We start from the raw sequence: 19,742 nt of genomic DNA on the forward strand, positions 1-19,742 counted from the left end.
CTCGAGGACTTCAATTTGGTTCACAGCAACGATTGTTTGATCGCGCCGGCAACGATCTCGGCTTGCGCCTGTTCTCCGGCAGCATTGTAATGGTACCCGTCGGCCACCCGATATTCGCTGGCACCCAGCATCGGCGTATAAAGGTCGACAATTTCGAGATTATATTTGGCAGCCAGTCTTTCTGTCGCCCTGTTTCTTTCCTTTACCTTATCGTTAATCTCCGGGTCCAGCTGTTTCGGATCACCTGATATGGTTTTAGGGGTAGTCAAGGCGATGATGATTTTGGCCGATTGCGAATGCTCTAGCAAATGGCCGATCATTTGATCATAGTGACGCTCATAGACAGCGGCGGTTAAATGAAAGCCATGAAGGCCATTATTCACGTGGATTACCTTATATGTAAAATCCTCTCTATGCGAAATAATGTAATCGAGTTCTCGAAATATACACGGGTTATCAACAGCCTTCGAGGTAGCCAGCATGTCGGTGTAAGCGACGCCTTGCAGCAGTTTACTGACATGCGGGCGATACGCTCTGGCGATCGAGTCGCCAATTAGAAGTACTCTCGGCTTATCCTGACTAGTTGCCTCTTCCCACCAAAAATCACACCATTCGTAACGTTCCAATTGGGGCATCGTATTGTTCTCCTTTTATAACGGAATAGCCTACTAAAAATGAAGCTTTCAAACAGCAGGCGCTTTATCGTGACAATAGAGCGCCCCAGCTTGAGATGTTGTTAGCTTGATGCGGCCGCCTATTTGCTTGAAGAATCGTAAGCTTTTTGCATGATCTCCAGATAGCTCTTGAGATCCATGCTGTCAATGCCTTTGATATAGCTGTCCCAGTCTTTATCCAGGCTCTTGTTGCCCGTGATGAATTGAAGCGCGTTTTGATCGACGTAGTTATTGATGTTGGTTTGCAGCATGCCTGCTTGTTCCGCGGAGTTCGGATCGATCCAGACACCCCAGTACGGGAATATTTTCTCCGGCTGCTTGCCATCGTAGTTGTTCTTGGTTGCTTCAAACAACCGGCGCTCGTAGCCGTCGATGCTGTAAATATCCGTCGACTGCACTTGCGAGCCGCGGAATTCGGGACTCAAATTATACTGACCCAAGGAGCCCCATGCATTGTTATGCGGCGGTTCGCTGGACGGCTGATTAATCGTGACCCATTTCGGTTGCATCGATGCGTCGAGCGCCTTTTCGCCTTCCTTCGGCTTGCGCCAGTCGACATTCTCAAGACCGGCGTTGGCCTCCATTTGTCCCTCAAACGTATAGATGTAATCAAGGGCCTTGATGGCGGCAATTTGCGCTTCTTGGCTTGCTTTATTCGTGATGACGAAAGATGCACCCGGGTTGCCGGTGTAGCTGAAAGTCGCGTATTGAATGCCATTCGGTCCGGTTACCGGAGGAATCGAATCATAATCCTTGGAGTATTTGTTGCCTGGCGCAATGTCAACGAAGATAGCAGGGTGCATGCCTGCGCCTGCGCCAAGGATTTGAGCATCGGCACTTTCACCGATTTTACGGTACGCGTCACCGTTTTGCGTGAATGCGCCTGGATCGATCAGACCTTCGTCATACAACGATTTGATGTACTGCAGGCCCGCTTTCCACTCCGGCTTGTTTGGGGAGAAATCGACCTTGCCTTCGTTATTTATCATCAGATACGTGCGGTCGTCATCATAAATAAACGCATTCATCAGGAAGGGGATGATGTGAACGGTCGTCGAACCGCTGAGCGATATTTCGTCAGCTTTGCCGTTGCCATTCGGGTCCTTTGTTTTAAAGGCTTCCAGCATTTTTTTGAAATCATCGGTTGTTTTCGGCACAGGGATATTCAGCTTCTTCATCCAAGTGCTGTTTACCCACATTTTGTTCGGGAAGGAGCAGTGATAGCAGGCGCTCAGTCCGTTAAGCCCGTAGATTTTGCCGTCTGGCGCCATATTCATCGCTTTGTAGTCCGCATTCCCTTCCAACGTATTCTTAATATTCGGTGCGTATTTGTCGATCAAGTCGTTCAACGGGACGATGACGCCCTGCTGGCCCAAACGCAGCAGCTCGTCTTGCCCGAAATGGTCGATATACGAAATGAGCATAAACAAATCCGGATAGTCGCCGCTGGCCAGCGCGATTTTCCGTTTCTCCGCGGCGCCGTCGGATGGAATGGGCGTCCACTGGAATTTGATGTTGAATTTCGACTCCAGCGTCTTCGTAAACGCGTTCGATTCCAAGCCTTGACCGTCGGCTGAATCGTTATTCGCAAACACTTTGATCGTTACCGGACCGGTCGACTTCGCATCGGAAGTCGCCGGATCGGCGCTATTCCCTTTGGAGCAGCCCGACAGGATAACGGTTGCAGCCATGACACAGACTGCCGAAATTGTCCATATTTTTCTCAAAATGGAACCTCTCCTTTTGATTATTTCACATTTTTTTGAATTACAACTCGCATGACCTTATCTACGCGGCATCCCCCCTTTCGATGACAGTCATTTATTGGCCGTTAGGGGAGGCTACCCTTTAACCGAACCGATCAGCATCCCTTGAACGAAATAACGCTGCACGAACGGATAAATGATCAGAACCGGCAAGCTTGACAGGACGATAATCGAATATTTCATGAGATCAACCAGCTGCTGCTTCTGGGCTATACTGCCCAAACCGATCGTACTGACAATATTGGCGTCTTGAATCAGGATGGACCGCAGGAACAACTGCAGCGGATACAAGCTGCTGTCTTTCAAATAAATAAGTGCATCGAAATAAGCATTCCATTGGCCTACTGCGTACATCAATGACAATACAGCCAATATCGGCTTGGAAAGCGGGAGCACCACGCTGAGTATGTAACGGAAATCGCTGCAGCCGTCCATTTCGCTGGCTTCCGCCAACTCCTCAGGAATCGAAGTCTGGAAAAAGCTCCTCGCGATGATGACCTGCCAAACCGAGATGGCGTTCGGAATCAGCAGCGCCCAGGGCGTATTGATCATCCCGACTTCCTTCACCACGAGATAGGTCGGAATCAATCCCCCGGAAAACAGCATCGTGAATACGAGAAATACGGTGAGAGCGCCGCGCCCGAAGAACGATTTGCGGGAGAGCGGAAAAGCAAGCATGATCGTCGTTGTTACACTTATGAGCGTCCCGGCAACCGTATAAATAAGTGAATTCGTGTAACCGGTCAAAATCAGTTTATTTTGGAGTGCGGACTTGTAGCCGATCAAGGTGGCTTCGACCGGCCACAGCCAAACTCGGCCTCCCGATACGGCGGATGGACTGCTGAATGAAGAACTCACAACAAATATAAGCGGATAAAGCGCTGCTATTAAAACTGCCGTCAAGAACAGATAAACTAGCGCTAAAAACAATCGGTCACCAACCGATTCTTGAATGGGTCGTCTTATGCTTGCCATATCGATGGCTCCTTTCTTTGGGAAGCTTTTACCATAACCCGTTGCTGTTCGATACGCGTTTGGCCACGGCGTTGACGATAAAGAGCAAAATCATGTTAACGAGGGAATTGAATAAACCGACCGCAGTCGCAAAGCTGTAGTTTGAATTCAACAACCCGATTTTGTACACATACGTGGAAATAACTTCGGATGTAACCGTATTCAGCGGATTTTGCAGCAAATATATTTTTTCGAATCCGACGCCCATAATGCTCCCGACGCTCAAAATCAAAATGATGACGGTAGTTGGAAGAATTCCTGGAAGATCCACGTTCCAAATTTTTTGAAGCCGTGAGGCGCCGTCGACTTTCGCCGCTTCATAAAGAGAAGGATCAACACCAGCAAGCGCTGCCAAATAAATGACGGCGGCATAGCCAGCGCCCTGCCAAATATCGGACCAGACATAGACCGACCGAAACATGTTCGGATTTCCCAAAAAATTGATTGGATCGATGCCAAACACACCCAGCAGCATATTGATGATCCCCGTATTCGGTGAAAGAAACAGCATGATAATAGAAACCATAACTACGGTAGAGATGAAATAAGGCGCATAGGTAACCAGCTGAACGGTTCGTTTGAAGCGTGCGTTCTTCACTTCGTTTAGCGCAAGCGCCAAAATAATCGGAATGGGGAAGCCTGCGGCCAGTGAGTACAACGAGAGATACAGGGTATTTTTCAGCAGCGTAAAAAAAACCGGATTGTGAAAGAACATGTTGAAGTACTTCATGCCAACCCAGGGGCTGCCCCAAATTCCTTTAATAATGTTGTAATCCTTGAAGGCCAGTACGACGTTAAACATCGGAATGTATTTGAAAATAATAAAATGAACAACCAGCGGAATAACAAGTAAATAGAGCTGCCAATGCTTGCGCAAGCTTTTGCCCGCCTGAGTTGTGATGGCAGACGACCGCGACCTCACCGCCTTTTTCGTTTCATGTTTTACAGCGACTACTCTAGCCAATTCAGTTCCCCCTTTTCGAAAATTACAAGCCGAGGCTTGCTCGTTACAACAGATCCCAGCAACTGATCCAAATGCATTTTTGGAAAGCATGTGGCAACGCTTTCAACATAACAAAATTTAAGGCCTAACCGGCTTCTGCTTCAAGGTACATCTGCGTATTTTTCATTCAAAATTCCTTTTTGGACGGTATTAGGAGAAAAAATTGGCCGATCAGCCGGATAATTGGCCGCTATAACGAATAAAAAAAGGACTGCTTCGGCAGTCCCTTCAATCTTTGACGGTTTGTCTATAAGAGCTTGGCGATGCTCCCATTACTCTTTTGAAAGCCCTTCGGAAAGTATGCGAGCTGTTATAACCTACACGCGAAGCGATTTCATCTATCGTTTGGTCGTTAGCGCTTAGCAACACGGCGGCTTGATCCATTCGGATCTTTTCCAAATGGTCGGACAAATTGGTGCCGGTTACTTCCTTGAACAATTGGGAAATGTATTTTTCCGGCCGTTCCATCTTCTCTGCAATCCGGTACAAGTTGAGTTGAGGATCGCCATAGGCCTCCGCCACGTATTGATTGATTTGCTCCACGATTTTAGCTTGAGCGGCGTTCTTTTTGCTTGCGATCAACTCGCACAGTTCTTCCATAATCCCGTCAATTTCCCGTTGGATCGGTTCGATCGCATCATTCGTTGAAATGTCGATAATCCGGTTCTTGACGTTCTCCAATGTATCGGATTCCAGAAACGTTTTCTGATCGAGCAATTTCAGTAGAGTGCCTTTCAATTCGCCAATCAGTTGATGCTTCATTTCGACGGAAAGCTCCCACGTTTCGGTATTCCGCGCAATGATCAATCCGACGATACTTTTGGCTTCATCGATATCTCCCGCTCGGATCGTTCTGATCAGACGCAATTCCAATTCAAGCGGATAGTAATAGGTCTCGTTCTTCATCTGAATTTCGCTAAACCACAGGGTACCTTGCCCGTTTGTATCCCCGGTGTGCTCCATTGTCTTCCTCGCCTGCTCGAAGGAATAGCTGACCTCCATGGCCGTAGAAAAGTAATTTCCCAATGCCGCCGTAATCGTTATCCGGTATTCGTCAAAGACAAAACGTGCATGTTTATCCAACGTATTTTGGATGTTCTCGCGTTCCGCTTCCGTACCGGCCTCGCCCGATTTGGAGGCGAATATCGCGACTATGCGATCGGAGCCCAAATCCGTCAGCAAAATATGACTGTCATCATCGAGCATAGCCTGCTTCAGGATCAGACGGGCCGTATTCAGCTCATTTAGGATCTCGACGCTATCCATACCGGCATAGCCGTGGATTTGCAATATTCCGGCATAGCCGGTATCGACGTTTAGCCCGATGTCGGCCAAGACGACGGCGGATTCGATTTCTTCCCTCGTTCGGAATTCACCGGCAATCAACCGTTTAAGAAAAGCATCCCGAACCAACGGTAGCTGTCTGTTCAATTCGGATTCCAAATGCTTATTATTGGTGATGATCGTTGATATATTCCCATATAAAAAGTCATATTCATTCCGGCCGATGGCTTCATCCTTGCCGAACTGCTCCTTCATGATGCCAAGCAGCCGATTGATCGGGGCACAGTTCCGATAAGATAGCACAAGCCCGACCAATAGACCGATGAGCAGCGCGACACCGGTTACTGCCCAAGAGATATACTTGATGGTATTCGCATTTTCCATTAAGACATCTCTCGGAATTCCAGCCTGGTATATCCAACCGTTCGTTTTGGAACGGATAGTGATGACCAAATCGCCATTATAAAATTGGCTGATCTTTTGCTTATCGAAGCGGGGATCGCCGTCTAATTTGCCCATTTCCGCTTTGCCCGTTCCCTGAATGCTGATGGTATGTCCTTGTTCATCGCTTATATTAGCCCAGCCGCCATATCGGTCTTGAAAATCGGACAGGAGGCTGTCAATGGTTCCGCTGTCAATATTGACGACCACAATGGCAGGTGAAGATCCGTTCGTGCTGCTTAATGGAAGCGATTGCAAGTAGGTGATCGCAGACGTTTGCGTTCCTCCATTGACGAAAGGACGAAGCGGCAAGATTTCCCTGCTATGCGTTTTCCCAAAAAAGGTTTTTTTCCATTCGTCGAGAGATAAATCATTGTAGTAGGAAGTAAGATAATAATGCTCAGGGCGAAAATAAGCGGAGCCCGGCTTTAAAATAATATTGAAATTTTTTAAATAAATGTAAAAATTCTGTAAAAAATCATTAGTTTGACTATATGATGATATTTGCTTCGTCATTTTCCATATTTCATATACGTCTAGATTATTCGGTTTTTTATTAATTAAGACATACAGATCCTCGTTTAAAGCCAATTGCCTCGTAAAGCCTTCAACCTCCGCCATTCGGCGTTCCAAAATCTCTTGAGCCTTCTGCAGCTGCGTAATACTGTTTTCGATCGAAATCGATTGCGTTACCGCGATCGAGGTGCGGTAAGACATAGATCCTGCAATGCTAGGTATAATTAATATAACGATGTAGGAGATTAGAAATTTACGGAAGATTTTTGAATTCTTTAGCACGAACACCCGCCCTTTTTATCGTTGTTAAAACGCTTTCGAAATTCGACAAAATTAGCAATGTTTCTCTCTTCTAAATAATCATATATCATGTATGAGCTGAAAGACAACCTACTAGTTTATAGTACTTTGATAGCTGCGCTAAGCGCCCTTGTGATATTATCCCCTTCGATCAACAAGTTTAAGTCCTTTTTACCAGATGTCCTTCCTATTTTGCAGCCATTCTATGACGCCCTTCCTATGCAGCCTCTAGTAATCATTGCTATCGTTAGAGTAAGTATTCCCGAGAAAATCTGGAATCCAGCCATTCTGGATCAAGCTGAATAGTTTATCCCAAAATTTAAAGCTTTTTCTACTTTTCCTTCTCGTGCTGACATATTGACTTCCAGGCAAATGAGTAACCCGTGTTCCGGAAACAGTTTAAATTCTGCACGAACCGTGCCCGTGATCCGCCTGTCCACAGCCCGCTCCCGTCTGGCTTATTTAGCAGATATTCCCAATTTTGTACATGGAATCGGGATCTCATGTTATATTTTATGACAAAAATTTCATATAATTTGGTGATTTGGGTATTTTGATGCAATTAATGTTAGCTATATTCACATGATGTTTGTTTTGTGCTACCTTTTATGTGTCACGAAGCCAGTCTTAACCGGCTTGTTGAAGCGGATGCCGGGTTTCGAATAAATCGGGAAGCGAGGGTTGCCTGTAAGCTTACTTGGGGGATGCAAAATCATTGCGGCTGTACATATTTTAAAAGTGGAAGGGAGATTGGAAATGTTCAAACGGGTATGCAGTTCCATGCTGATTGGCGTTCTGTTAACAACCGGTATTGCTATGGTGCCGGCTAACGCCGCCAAAGAATTTCAATTTGCCGAGGTTACGGTGGATGAGCTTCAAGCCGGCTATGCGGCGAAAACGTATACGGCAGAGCAAGTTGTTCAGTCCTACCTCGATCGAATTAATACTTATGAATCAAACTATAATGCCTTTACCGTAATGAACCCCGACGCGCTCGCACTGGCACGGGACTATGACCGGCGCCTGGCGGCGGGCGAGAAGCTGGGGCCGCTTGCCGGCATTCCGATCGTCATGAAGGAAGCGGTGGATATGGCGGGTTTCCCATCGACGATGGGCTGGAAACCGTTGGATCCGAGCTCGGGCGGCATCAAGCTCATACCCGAGAAGGACGCCCCCGTGGTAGCTCGTCTCAAAGCGGCCGGTGCCATCATTATCGGCAGAACGAATATTCCAGCTTTCAGTTCGGACGGCACAAGGGCCAGCACCAGTTGGGCGGGAGATACATATAACGCAGTGGATCGCAGCCTCGCCCCCGGTGCCAGCAGCAGCGGTACCGCCACCTCCGTGTCCGGCAATTTCGCCGTATTGGGTATTGCGGAGGAAACCGGCGGATCGATTCAGAACCCGGCCGCCGCACAGGCACTGGTTGGGATAAAACCGACCTTCGGCCTTGTTCCGAACGTAGGCGTCGTTCCACTCGGCGGCAGCACACGCGACGTTGTCGGTGCACACGGACGCACCGTGCACGATGCCGCGCTCATGCTGGATGCAATTGCAGGGTACACGCCTGAAGACCCGAAGACGGTCGCCTCAATCGGCAATATGCCCTATGACGGCTATACCTCGAAGATGAACGACTTCGAGTTGAAGGGCAAGCGCATCGGCTTGTATGGTCCGGGCTGGCGGAATCAGCCGCTGACCAAAGAAACGCAAGCCTTGTACGATCGGGCCGTGAAGGAATTGGAGGCGCAGGGCGCAACGGTTGTGGCTGACCCGTTCGCCGGCACCGGCTTTGCAGCCTTCGTTAAAGCCGCCGGCTCCGTAGGCATCGAATCCGTCGTATACGACATGGAGCAGTACCTGAAGCGCCTCGGACCTTCGGCGGCAATCAATTCGGTCGATGAATTGATCGCCAAGACCGGCCAAACCCCTGCCGTACTGGCCCGTTATCCGGATGCTTTGAAGAATCCCTCGGCGTTCCCGGATTTGACCAATTTTACGAAGGTGCGTAAGGAGTACCTGCGGATCATTAACGCCGTCATGAAACGTTATGATCTGGATGCACTCGCCTTCCCGCAAATGTTCAAGGAAACGCCGAAGCTGGCAAACAAGACAGAGAATATCGGAGCGACGACCGTATCCGAAATCAACATTGCAGGCGTCCCCCTTGTCACCGTGCCAGCTGGCTATTATGCGAGCGGTTCGCCGTTCGAGCTGGCCTTCGTCGGCAAAATGTGGAGTGAAGCCGATATTCTCGGCATGGCGTATGATTATGAGCAGGCAACGCATTTCCGCAAAATGCCAACGCTCATCAAAGCCGCCGGCTGACCTGACTACGCTAGTTTAAGCACATAACGAAGACAAAGAGGTCGCCCGGATGCGGTTCCGGGCGACCTCTTGTTGGTATCGGGCTATCGATCAGCTCACGGCCAATCATCAGCGCACAACTGCATGGTATTTTTCATATTGAGCGGTGAAATATTCTATCTTATGAGCAACCTTTTGCAAATGTTTTTGCATTTCCACGATTTGTGCTTCAACACTTTTTTTATGTTCTACCATAATATTACATCTTTGTTTTATCGTTTCCTCACCTTGTACGCTCAATTCAACAAAAATTTTAATTTGCTTTATGGACATTCCGGTATTTTTTAGGCAGCAAATTAATCCGAGCCATTCCAAATCGTCATCCGAATAAAGCCGGATTCCGCTTTCGCTCCGGTTGACAAAAGGCAGTAATCCTTCTTTTTCATAATAACGCAAAACATGCGGTTTTAAATTTGTTTTCATCGATATTTGTTTAATAGAATATTCCATATACATTTCCTTTCTAAATTTTTTACTTTTATTATTGACTTAATGTTAACGTTAAGGTTTATACTTCCGTTATACTTTATATCTTCTGTTTACTCAAGATAAAATTTAGGAGGAAAAAAAATGAAAGCGTTAATCGATTGTTTTCAATTACATAATGGAGTTCAGATTCCATGTATAGGTTTCGGTACATGGCAGACGCCGAATGGACAAACCGCCGTATCTGCTGTAAAGGATGCCATCGCGCTGGGATATCGCCACATTGACACCGCCGCCGGATACGGCAACGAGGAAAGTGTCGGTATTGCGGTAAAACAAAGCGGTATTGCAAGAGAAGATATTTTCATAACCAGCAAACTGCAAAATTCGGAACATGGCTACGAGAATACAATGGCAGCTTTTGAGCAAACAATGAAGAATCTGGATATGGATTATCTTGATCTATATTTGATTCATTGGCCGAATCCCATCAAGTTCAGAGATCACTGGCAAGAAGCTAACGCAGGCACATGGAGGGCATTTGAGGAATTGTATAATGCCGGGCGCATACGTTCCATCGGTATCAGTAATTTCCATCCTCACCATATCGACGAGCTAATGAAAACGGCGACAATTGCCCCCATGGTCAATCAAATTCGACTTTGTCCAGGAGATACGCAGGATGAGGTGGTAGCTTATTGTAAAGACCATAACATTTTGCTGCAAGCTTACAGCCCGCTTGGAACCGGATTAATCTTTGAAGTGCCCGAAATGAAGGCTCTTGCACAGAAATACGGAAAAAGCATTGCACAGATCTGCATTCGCTGGTGCCTGCAGATGGGCTTTTTGCCTTTGCCCAAGTCCGTAACTGAATCGCGCATCAAAGAAAATGCCGATGTTTTTGATTTCGAGCTTTCGGCACAAGATGTGCATGTTATCTCAAATTTAAAAGGCTGCTGCGGATATTCCCAAAATCCAGATAAGACTACATTCTAAAGACGATTCTCCGATTTAGCGAGCATCCTATTGGCAGGTTGAAAAAGCTGGGAAATCTAGAATCTGGCCAAGTAAGGCAAAGTATCTTGAATTGGAGGCTATCATATGCAGTATAATAACTTGTCAAAAACAAGTCTTAAAGTTTCCATTTTGAGTCTTGGAACCATGATGTTCGGAGGGCAAACAAGCGAAGCTGACAGTCTTAAAATCATGGACTACGCATTTGAGCATGGCATCAATTTCTTTGATACTGCAAACTCTTATAATCAGGGCGAAAGCGAAAAGATCGTCGGCAAGGGTCTCAAAGGCAGGCGTGATGAGATTATTCTTGCGACCAAGGTACGCGGTAATATGGGTGAAAACCCAAATAACGCGGGACTAAGCCGCCGAAATATCCTATCTGCTGTTGATGCCAGCTTGAAGAGACTGGATACTGATTATATCGACATCTATTACATGCATGCGCCCGACTACGAAACCTCCATTGAAGAATCGATTGAAACCATGTCTAGTTTGGTAAAATCGGGGAAAATTCGTTATATTGGCGTCAGCAACTATGCCGCATGGCAGATCGCCGATATGCTGTCTATCTGCGACAAACGCAATTATATAGCGCCCATTATCACTCAGAATGTCTACAACCCTATTACCCGCGGCATAGAAACAGAACTCGTTCCTTTTTTAAAAGCGCATGACATGGGAATGGCCATCTACAATCCTATCGCCGGGGGGTTACTGGCCGGTAAACATAAGCCAGGCCAACCTGCGGAAAATACTCGGTTTGCCAACAATGGAGCATACTTTGACCGGTACTGGTCAGATGAGAACTTTGCCGCTGCCGACAAGCTTACCCAGATTGCTGGCAAATGCGGACTAAGTATCCTGCAACTTGCGATGAAATGGTGCGCCGCGCAAGAATCCGTGACGAGTATCATTTCCGGGGTAAGCCGCCTGGCCCAGATCGAGCAGAATATCGCTTCGATTGAGGGGGAACCGCTGGATGTCGAGACTCTGTTGAAGTGCGATGATGTATGGCGTTCATTGGCAGGAACACGTTTTGGATATAACCGATAAGTAAGCCGAATTTCAATATACTAAAAGAAATAAGGCGGGACACGATAGTCTCGCCTTTGTGGTTTAAAGCCATCTATTCTTATCTCTAACCACCTCAAAAGGGCGCATCATTTCATAATCTTCATGCTCCAGCATGTGACAATGCCACACATACCGGCCAGTAAACGGGCCGAAACGGGCAATTATAGAGGTAACGTAACCGAATGGAGTCTGAACCGTATCTTTGAGTCCCATTTCATTTGGTTCGGGGGGACTGGCTGGACCTGTAAACATTAATTTTCCCGTCCGTTGAAAAAGAGCGACGTCGAATGGCTGACGATCAAGAATTTGAAAATCAACCAAGTGCACGTGGATTGGGTGTGGGTCATCATCGATTACATTTATCAATCGCCATATCTCAACGGTATCTACCCCGATTACCTCCGATATGCGGTCATTCCACATTTTTCCGCTCAATAAATTCAAGGATCGGCCATATTCATCCTTAATTCGAATCAGGGGCAAATCCCTTGTTCTCTGTGCCATGTTTCTCGTGAGTCGGTTTATTTTCCCCAAATAAGCCGGAATAGAGCTAGTATCTTCACTTCTTAACGGAACTGTCACTCTGAATTGCATGACATCTGTTGTTTCAGGCGATGCGCTTTTCGTAACATTTTTGAGAGTAATGGTCTGACCGGTGTACCTGGAGAAATCCACAATGACATCAGCGCGCTCAGCGGAACCTAGAACTATTTCATTCATTTTCACTGGTTGCTCAAGAAAGCCGCCATCCGATCCAATTTGGTTAAGGGGCTCCCCGGAGTCAAGTTTTAATGTTAGGATTCGGCCATTGGAGGCATTTAAAATACGAAATCGATATTTTCTTGGTTCAACTTCCATATATGGCCAGACTTTACCGTTAACCAGAATGGTATCCGCATCAAAAGGGGGAACTAACGAAGGATAAGGAGTACAAACATCCTTATTATCTGGACAGCTTGGATAGTAAAGAGAACCGTCCGGGTTAAACGAGCGGTCTTGGATTAATAGAGGGACCTCGTATCTTCCCTTCGGAAGATTAAGGGACTCCTCATGCTTGTCGCGGATCAGATAGAATCCCGCGAGTCCCGCATAGATGTTCAATCTTGTGATTCCGATCGTGTGGTCGTGATACCATAATGTCGTAGCCCGATCGATGTTTGGATAGCCATATATTTCTCTTTGAAATAAAGGACCCGTTTGTTCAAAATTACGAGTAAACCAGGCTTCGGGGTACCCATCGCTATGGGGCGGAGTTGTGGCGCCATGTAAATGTACAACGGTTCTGCCCTCTGGCAGAGTGATTTCAGAACCGTGAATCGTCGTATCGATTGGGAGAAAATGCTTTTTGGGAAGATTGTTCATCCATTTGACGAACACCGTTTCATTCTGCATGACGTCGAAAGTTGGACCAGGGTATGTACCCTCATATCCCCATAAGCGGGTAGGTGGAAGATCCCTGTGGAGCTTTTGGGTAAACTCCTTCATGGTAACTTCGTAGTAAGTCCAGTCATTGCTTCGCTTTACGGGGGATATTGTCTTAGGAATAGGCAGTTCATCGAGGAACTTTTGCAGCTTTATCTTTTCGGGCATAAGGATGGAATACCTCCCTGCTACTATGCTCAACTAAGATAGTTTATGAACGCTAGCTCGTTCATTATGTACTGAACTATTCGGATACGGCGCCACCTCTTATAAGGCCAATCGGATCCCAAGCATTCACACCTTCAAAACAATAATTATCCTTTATTTCTTTTTGATCTCCTTTTTTGGAAGCCATGTTGGCGGACCGGTGATTCCTACCCGTTGAACATTTATTTTCACTTTTACAGAGACATCAATTTTAGCGAATTCCTCGCTCCAATTCTTTTTTAGCGTTTTCCACTCCTTTGGATATTGCCGGTGGATCGTTGTGCCGAACTTAAAAATATCCGTCCCTAGATTTTTTTGCACTTTTTTTATCATTTGTAAAGTGCTCTTTTCAACCTCCTTATTCAGCGTTTCCTCAAGCAATCTAAGATTTTTCGGCTCGGATAAGTCAAGATTTGTGTTATTTTCTCTGACTACGCCCTTGCCCGAAAGCATAACGTTTATTTGCACCTTTTTTCCATTGATTACAGGTTGAATCTTACTTTTCAACTGAACGGTATCAACGACGAAATTCCCTTTCCCTTCAGGCATGGAAACCGATAAGGTTTTTTTCTTAAGTCCCCCGATAATCCAGCGCCTCAATTTGGCTTCTTTATCAGGCAAATTTCCAATCATTTTAAGTTGTTCGTTAAAAATGGCAATCCCGGCCAGCTTCCACCCTCCGAAATGATCATTATTTATCAATTCCAAAAGGGGAAGAGTCGGGCTGCTCTCTTCTCCGGAAGCGGCAATAAGGAAATCCCGCAGCGTCGTTTCCGGTCGAATGCCGATAATTTCATGAGCTTTGATAGCGGCAACGGATGGAACAACCTCCAAAGGATAGGGTCGGTTTAACATATCCAATGCTTCGCCGTTCTTGATGATAAACACATCAGAACGAAGCCGGAGATCCGAATTGCGGCTGTATTCATCGATGACCTCGCGCAGTCCATGTTTTGCCAAACGTTTACCCAAAAAGATGGCGCGACGATGACCTGCGAACTCCCTCCGTGAATTACTCCGCTGCATATCCTCCGCGGCATCCAGTATATTTTTTCCGATACCGGTTTTCACAAAATAGGGTTGATCTTTGGACGACCCTCCCTCTGCTTTCGGGGCTGTGGAAGGCACCACGAATTGGGCGACTCCCCGGTAAGAGCCGTCCTCCAGGATATCCATCCCCCATCCGAGCATAATAGCCCGGTCGTTTAACTCCACGCGGTCCCAGCAGCCTGTAATGACAAACAAGGAGAACAATATCATCATGCTAGCCGTTCGCTTCATTTTTTGTTCCCTCCGTCGCTGCTTTCTTGCGGATAACCCCGACAACCCATAGTAACAAGGGAACGAAGATGTAATTGAATGGAACCACAATAGGAATAATGTATTTTTGGTTGTACTGTATGCTGAAAAGCTCGTTCCTGGGCACTAAGGCAAGAATGAGAACAACGAACGATATGATCCAAATCATCTTTCGCCAATTTTTTACATGAAGCAATTGCGCTGTACCGTAGCTCGTAACAAACAGATATAAACACAATTTGATGAAAAAGCTGGTCATCCAGATGACAATGACGACGACATCGACATTTTGGATGAACTCCATCATGAAAATGAACCGGACTACCTCATAAAACGGGTACACCATCCGGGCAGAAAGGTTGGGTCCGAAAGTCATAATGACGAACAGGGTTGCGACAAAGACAGATACGAACGCAAGACCCACTCCCCACATCGCCCGGGAAGGTCCTTTCTCCGGAACCGTCATGAACGATATGAGCATGACCACCACGACAGCAGATTCCCCCAACAAGGATCCTGGGGACAATGAGCCCTTCCAGATTTCCTTCAACCCCGTGTCCACATAAATCGGCAGCAGTTGTCTCCAATCTAGATTGTTTATGCTGAGAGCAAAAATAAGAAGAAGCATGATGCATATGACCGGACCTATGACCTCGCTGCACCTGGCAATTCCTTCAATGCCTCCTTCGTAAGTGGCGTAAGCCACTACCAACAGCATGGTACAAACAAGTACAAATAAAGGGGTATTATGGAACAACGCGAGGTGTATGAAATCCAAAGACCTGCGAAAAATAACCCCCGTTACCGTAATCCATTGAAAAATATAGGTCAAAATAACGGCTGTCCCTAACCATTTCCCTAATATGGTCTTGGTGTATTGAATAAAGGTTTGGCCGGGATAAAGAAGACTGACTTTCGCCGTCAGCCATGTAACTCCAACGCCAGTCCCTCCGGCTATGAGCATGGCCAACCAGGAGTCCTGTTTAGCTTCGGAAATGGTCTGGGTCAATCTTAACAACGTCATACCGACTAGCATGGAAAACATTAGCCACAGCATCTGTATTCCGGATATTTTCAAGTCCAGGGCTCCCTTCAGTCAACTCTTAAGACGGCTGCTTCCCCTTACTCTGACTCGGCTCCTGTCCTTCAGCCATGCGGATATTATTTTCGTCCACAAATTCTTTGGGCCGTTTGTATCTTGACCAATGAGGTGCGCGTATCAAAACCTCTTTTATGAACTGTTTTGGAAATTGCGGAGCAAACGGCGAGAAATACGGAACGCCAACCGAGCGAAGGTTAACCAAATGGCTGAGCAGCGCAATCAAAAATAAACTTATCCCATAAAAACCCAGTGTGCCCGCTAAAATCAAGATAGGAAAACGAAGCAGGCGCAAGGCAGCCCCAAAATTATAGCGCGGAACGACAAAGGAAGCGATTCCGGTTATCGATACGACGATGACCATCGGCGCGGATACAATTCCTGCGCGTACTGCCGCTTCCCCGATCACTAGCGCCCCGACAATGCTGACGGTCGGACCAATAGCTTTAGGCAAACGGATTCCCGCTTCTCTTAACGCTTCAAACATGAATTCCATTAGCAGCGCTTCCACCACTGCCGGAAAGGGATTGCCTTCCCGGGCAGCGGCGATGCTCAGCAATAAAAGAGTAGGAATTAGCTGCGGATGGAAAGTAGTGGCCGCAACGTAAACGGAAGGAAGAATAAGCGATGAAACTAACAAGATGTAACGGATCATGCGAATGGCCGACATAATTAAAAAGTGCTCGTAGTAGTCTTCCGCCGATTGCAAAAACGACCAAAACGTAACCGGCAGAATAAGTGCGAATGGAGTTCCATCCATTATAATCGCTACTTTTCCTTCCAACAGGGAGGCAGCGACAACATCCGGACGTTCTGTGTTTTGAACTTGCGGAAAAGGCGAGAAGGGCTGGTCTTGAATGAATTCTTCCAGGTACCCCGAGTCTATCAATCCGTCAATTTGAATCCGTTCCACTCTTTTTCGGACTTCTTCTACAACAGAGTCTTTAGCTATTCCCTCGATATATGCAATCACGACGTCAGTCTGTGAAACTTCTCCAAGTGTCAACTTCTTCATTTTCAGCCGCGGACTACGAATTTTTCTGCGCAGCAAGGTCAAATTTATCCCCAAGCTTTCCGTAAAACCTTCCCTTGGGCCGCGAACAACATGTTCTGCTTGCGGTTCTTCAATAGACCGTGTTTCAAATCCACTAATTTCAGCGAGCAGTGCGCTGCTTTCTCCATCGGCAAGGATAGCGACATTACCTTTCAGCACGCCGTTTACAGCATCTGTGATTTGATGAACCCGGCTCGTGTTCCCGATGGCAACGACCTGTTGATCGATCATTTGTCCGATCGTATCGAGCTGCATCATACCTTGCGGCAGTCCTTCGAACATCCAGGGCTTAAGAATGTTTCCGTCAAGCGTTTTTCGGTCGATGAGTCCGTCGGCAAAAACCAGCAAAACTCTAGTTTGGTCATGAATTTGTATGCTGCGGAAAACGACATCGCAACAATTTTTGAAGATGTCTCTTAACATTTGTTCGTTGCGGGCAATGTCTGTAGTGAACTCCGCATTCCCGGTATCGGCGTTCAACTTGTCTAAAAGCTTACCTTCGTTCCAATCAGCATGTAATGAAGATTTTGCCCGTCCCTTTTGGATCATCCATCTTTTCATAATATCCTCCGTCTTAAATACCGCAGACTAGTTTTGTTCAATAATTCGTCCGCATTAAGGGGGCCGCCGCTATCATCCTTTGAGGTTGTTATTCCCCGGAACAGGCAATATCATTCTAATTTATCCAAACCTTGGCCGATGGTTGGCAGCAATTTGAGCAGCGATATTAAAGGCGTCAACACACTCGCCATGACACGTATTTCTCAGGTGGACGTCGCGTTATCCGCATACGCCCGCCGACGAAAGCTATCGCCTTGACTATACATACGGATCTGCGAGTCGCTGGAAGTGCTGGAAGTGGTGGAAGTGGTGGAAGTGGTGGAAAGAACGAAACCAAGACTAAGAGAGCAAGAGAGGTAAATTGGTGGTTCAGAGGAAGCCGAGTTAGGCGTGGCGCGGGTACAATGTCGATTTTGGACAAGGACATTGCCGATGTCGGAAGATAAAGGAACAATCAGGCAAAGCTTCAAATGGAGGGACTTTAATGTTCCTTTGGTCTTGAGGAGGATGCATTCCGGTCTTCCTGGTTCTGCATCGCGGCCAGCGCTCTTCCGGATAGCTAGTATTTTAAACGAGCAGGATGGCCGCTCATCCTGCTCATTCTCACGATTGCACTATCGATCGGTAATAACTCAATAACGTTTCTACATTTCATAAAGCCATTACAAAATAACACCGTCTTTAAATATGGCGATTTCCCGGAAACCGTTACGTTCATTGTTTGTTTGTTTTTCACCCGAGGCAATCTCCAACATCTGAATCAGAAAATCATGCTTCAATTCGTCCATACCTTTGTCTTCAATCAACTGTCCTGCGTTATAGTCGATCCAATTCTTCTTGCGTACCGCAAGCTCAGTATTGGTGGAGATCTTCACGGTAGGCACCGGCCCGCCGAATGGCGTTCCTCTCCCAGTCGTAAACAGTACAAGGTGTGCCCCCGCCGCGGCAAGCGCGGTCACCGACACCAGATCGTTGCCGGGAGCCTGCAATAAATTCAGTCCGTTCCTGGAAACCTGCTCTCCATAGGGGATCACATCGACAACGACAGCATGTCCGCCTTTCTGTGTGCAACCTAGCGATTTTTCCTCCAGCGTACTGATTCCCCCCGCTTTGTTGCCTGGAGAAGGATTCTCGTAAATTTCCTGATCATGCCGGATAAAATATTGTTTGAAGTCGTTTATCAAATGGACAATCTTGTCAAACACCTGCTCATCAGCAGCTCGATTCATCAGGATCGTTTCCGCGCCGAACATTTCGGGAACTTCCGTCAAAATCGTCGTCCCTCCTTCGGCCACGATCAAATCCGAGAAAGCACCTACAAGCGGATTTGCAGTAATACCGGAGAATCCGTCCGATCCGCCGCACTTGAGTCCGACCTTCAGCTTGGATACCGGAACCGGCTGACGGCGGAACTTTTCGGCATATTCAACCAGCTGTCCGATCAATTCCAGACCCGTTTCCAGTTCATCTTCAACTTCCTGCGATTTCAGAAAAAGGACCCGTTCGGGGTTGAAATCCCCGAGAACTTCCTTGAAGGAATCGATTTGGTTGTTTTCACAGCCCAGCCCGACGACAAGCACCCCTGCCGCATTCGGATGCCGTACAAGCGAGGATAACAGCTTCTGCGTATTCATCAGATCGTCCCCTAGCTGAGAACATCCGAACGGATGAGGGAAATGGAAGATCCCCTCAACCCGTCCCTCATACTCCGATGTCCCCAGCCTGGCCAGCGATTCGCATGTTTTGTTGATGCATCCTACCGTATTGATGATCCAGATTTCATTACGGATTCCTACCGATCCGTCCTCCCTGACATAGCCTTGGAACACGTGATCTGATTCGCCGGCGGCTGGCGCATGCCCGGAAGGCTCGTAGCGGTAATCCAAAATGCCCTTTAATCCCGTTTCCAGGTTATGTGTGTGAACCCAGCTTCCAGCGGGGATGTCCTCCTTCGCCTTCCCGATTGAATAGCCGAATTTAAGAACGTCCTCCCCTTTGTTGACGGGGATTGCCAAAATTTTGTGCCCTTTGGACACATCGTCCAGCAATTCGGCCCGCAAAACGGATCCGGCGGGTTCACCGTCAACTTGAATCGTTTCGCCTTGCTTGATATCCCTTAACGCGATAACCACATGATCCTTTGGATGCAGCCTGATCACATCGTTCATTGCGGTTCTCCCTCCTTTCCTCGAGATACTTCGGGTCATCATGCACAGCT

General features: G+C 47.1%; 14 protein-coding genes. 3 read left to right on the forward strand and 11 right to left on the reverse strand.

Translation table 11 applies throughout. The features are described 5' to 3' along the window. Window positions 1-20: 20 nt before the first annotated feature. The 5 genes from ACFPYJ_RS30055 to ACFPYJ_RS30075 all read right to left on the reverse strand — a co-directional run bounded on the left by ACFPYJ_RS30055 (window position 21) and on the right by ACFPYJ_RS30075 (window position 6,980). Window positions 21-635 carry an SGNH/GDSL hydrolase family protein gene (locus ACFPYJ_RS30055; protein ID WP_379191938.1) on the reverse strand — a complete coding sequence of 205 codons (615 nt, stop codon included), beginning with the start codon at window positions 633-635 and terminating at the stop codon, window positions 21-23. Between the two features lie 119 nt (window positions 636-754). Next, on the reverse strand, window positions 755-2,401 hold the full coding sequence (locus tag ACFPYJ_RS30060; RefSeq protein WP_379191939.1) for an extracellular solute-binding protein: 1,647 nt from the start codon (window positions 2,399-2,401) through the stop codon (window positions 755-757). Window positions 2,402-2,515: 114 nt separating this feature from the next. After that, window positions 2,516-3,415, reverse strand: coding sequence for a carbohydrate ABC transporter permease (locus ACFPYJ_RS30065; protein ID WP_379191940.1), 900 nt, complete (start codon window positions 3,413-3,415; stop codon window positions 2,516-2,518). Between the two features lie 28 nt (window positions 3,416-3,443). Continuing rightward, window positions 3,444-4,418, reverse strand: a complete 975-nt coding sequence (locus ACFPYJ_RS30070) for an ABC transporter permease (RefSeq protein ID WP_379191941.1) — start codon at window positions 4,416-4,418, stop codon at window positions 3,444-3,446. A gap of 267 nt (window positions 4,419-4,685) precedes the next feature. Next, window positions 4,686-6,980, reverse strand: coding sequence for a helix-turn-helix domain-containing protein (locus ACFPYJ_RS30075; RefSeq protein ID WP_379191942.1), 2,295 nt, complete (start codon window positions 6,978-6,980; stop codon window positions 4,686-4,688). 774 nt (window positions 6,981-7,754) lie between these two features. Here ACFPYJ_RS30075 and ACFPYJ_RS30080 point away from each other — a divergent pair. Then, window positions 7,755-9,326 carry an amidase gene (locus ACFPYJ_RS30080; protein WP_379191943.1) on the forward strand — a complete coding sequence of 524 codons (1,572 nt, stop codon included), beginning with the start codon at window positions 7,755-7,757 and terminating at the stop codon, window positions 9,324-9,326. Window positions 9,327-9,434: 108 nt separating this feature from the next. Here ACFPYJ_RS30080 and ACFPYJ_RS30085 read toward each other — a convergent pair whose 3' ends face one another. Then, window positions 9,435-9,815 (reverse strand): MerR family transcriptional regulator, encoded by a 381-nt coding sequence (locus ACFPYJ_RS30085; protein WP_379191944.1) that lies wholly within the window; start codon window positions 9,813-9,815, stop codon window positions 9,435-9,437. A 120-nt stretch (window positions 9,816-9,935) separates the two neighbouring features. On the opposite strand from ACFPYJ_RS30085, the gene ACFPYJ_RS30090 reads away from it, so the two are divergent. Further along, on the forward strand, window positions 9,936-10,787 hold the full coding sequence (locus ACFPYJ_RS30090; RefSeq protein WP_379191945.1) for an aldo/keto reductase: 852 nt from the start codon (window positions 9,936-9,938) through the stop codon (window positions 10,785-10,787). 105 nt (window positions 10,788-10,892) lie between these two features. Further along, window positions 10,893-11,861: an aldo/keto reductase gene (locus tag ACFPYJ_RS30095; RefSeq protein ID WP_379191946.1), complete on the forward strand. Its 969-nt coding sequence runs from the start codon at window positions 10,893-10,895 to the stop codon at window positions 11,859-11,861. Between the two features lie 63 nt (window positions 11,862-11,924). Here ACFPYJ_RS30095 and ACFPYJ_RS30100 read toward each other — a convergent pair whose 3' ends face one another. The 5 genes from ACFPYJ_RS30100 to ACFPYJ_RS30120 all read right to left on the reverse strand — a co-directional run bounded on the left by ACFPYJ_RS30100 (window position 11,925) and on the right by ACFPYJ_RS30120 (window position 19,692). Further along, the gene (locus ACFPYJ_RS30100) at window positions 11,925-13,472 is read right to left on the reverse strand and encodes a multicopper oxidase family protein (protein ID WP_379191947.1); all 1,548 of its coding nucleotides are present in this window, start codon (window positions 13,470-13,472) and stop codon (window positions 11,925-11,927) included. Window positions 13,473-13,625: 153 nt separating this feature from the next. Next, window positions 13,626-14,792: a Ger(x)C family spore germination protein gene (locus tag ACFPYJ_RS30105; RefSeq protein ID WP_379191948.1), complete on the reverse strand. Its 1,167-nt coding sequence runs from the start codon at window positions 14,790-14,792 to the stop codon at window positions 13,626-13,628. Then, window positions 14,776-15,888: a GerAB/ArcD/ProY family transporter gene (locus tag ACFPYJ_RS30110; RefSeq protein WP_379191949.1), complete on the reverse strand. Its 1,113-nt coding sequence runs from the start codon at window positions 15,886-15,888 to the stop codon at window positions 14,776-14,778. Before ACFPYJ_RS30110 ends, ACFPYJ_RS30105 begins: the two co-directional genes overlap by 17 nt. A 25-nt stretch (window positions 15,889-15,913) precedes the next feature. Beyond that, on the reverse strand, window positions 15,914-17,524 hold the full coding sequence (locus ACFPYJ_RS30115) for a spore germination protein (protein ID WP_379191950.1): 1,611 nt from the start codon (window positions 17,522-17,524) through the stop codon (window positions 15,914-15,916). A 662-nt stretch (window positions 17,525-18,186) separates the two neighbouring features. Further along, on the reverse strand, window positions 18,187-19,692 hold the full coding sequence (locus tag ACFPYJ_RS30120; RefSeq protein WP_379191951.1) for a UxaA family hydrolase: 1,506 nt from the start codon (window positions 19,690-19,692) through the stop codon (window positions 18,187-18,189). Window positions 19,693-19,742 lie beyond the last annotated feature (50 nt).

Origin of the sequence: Paenibacillus solisilvae (genome assembly GCF_042656405.1) — a bacterium.
GTDB lineage: Bacteria > Bacillota > Bacilli > Paenibacillales > Paenibacillaceae > Paenibacillus_Z > Paenibacillus_Z solisilvae.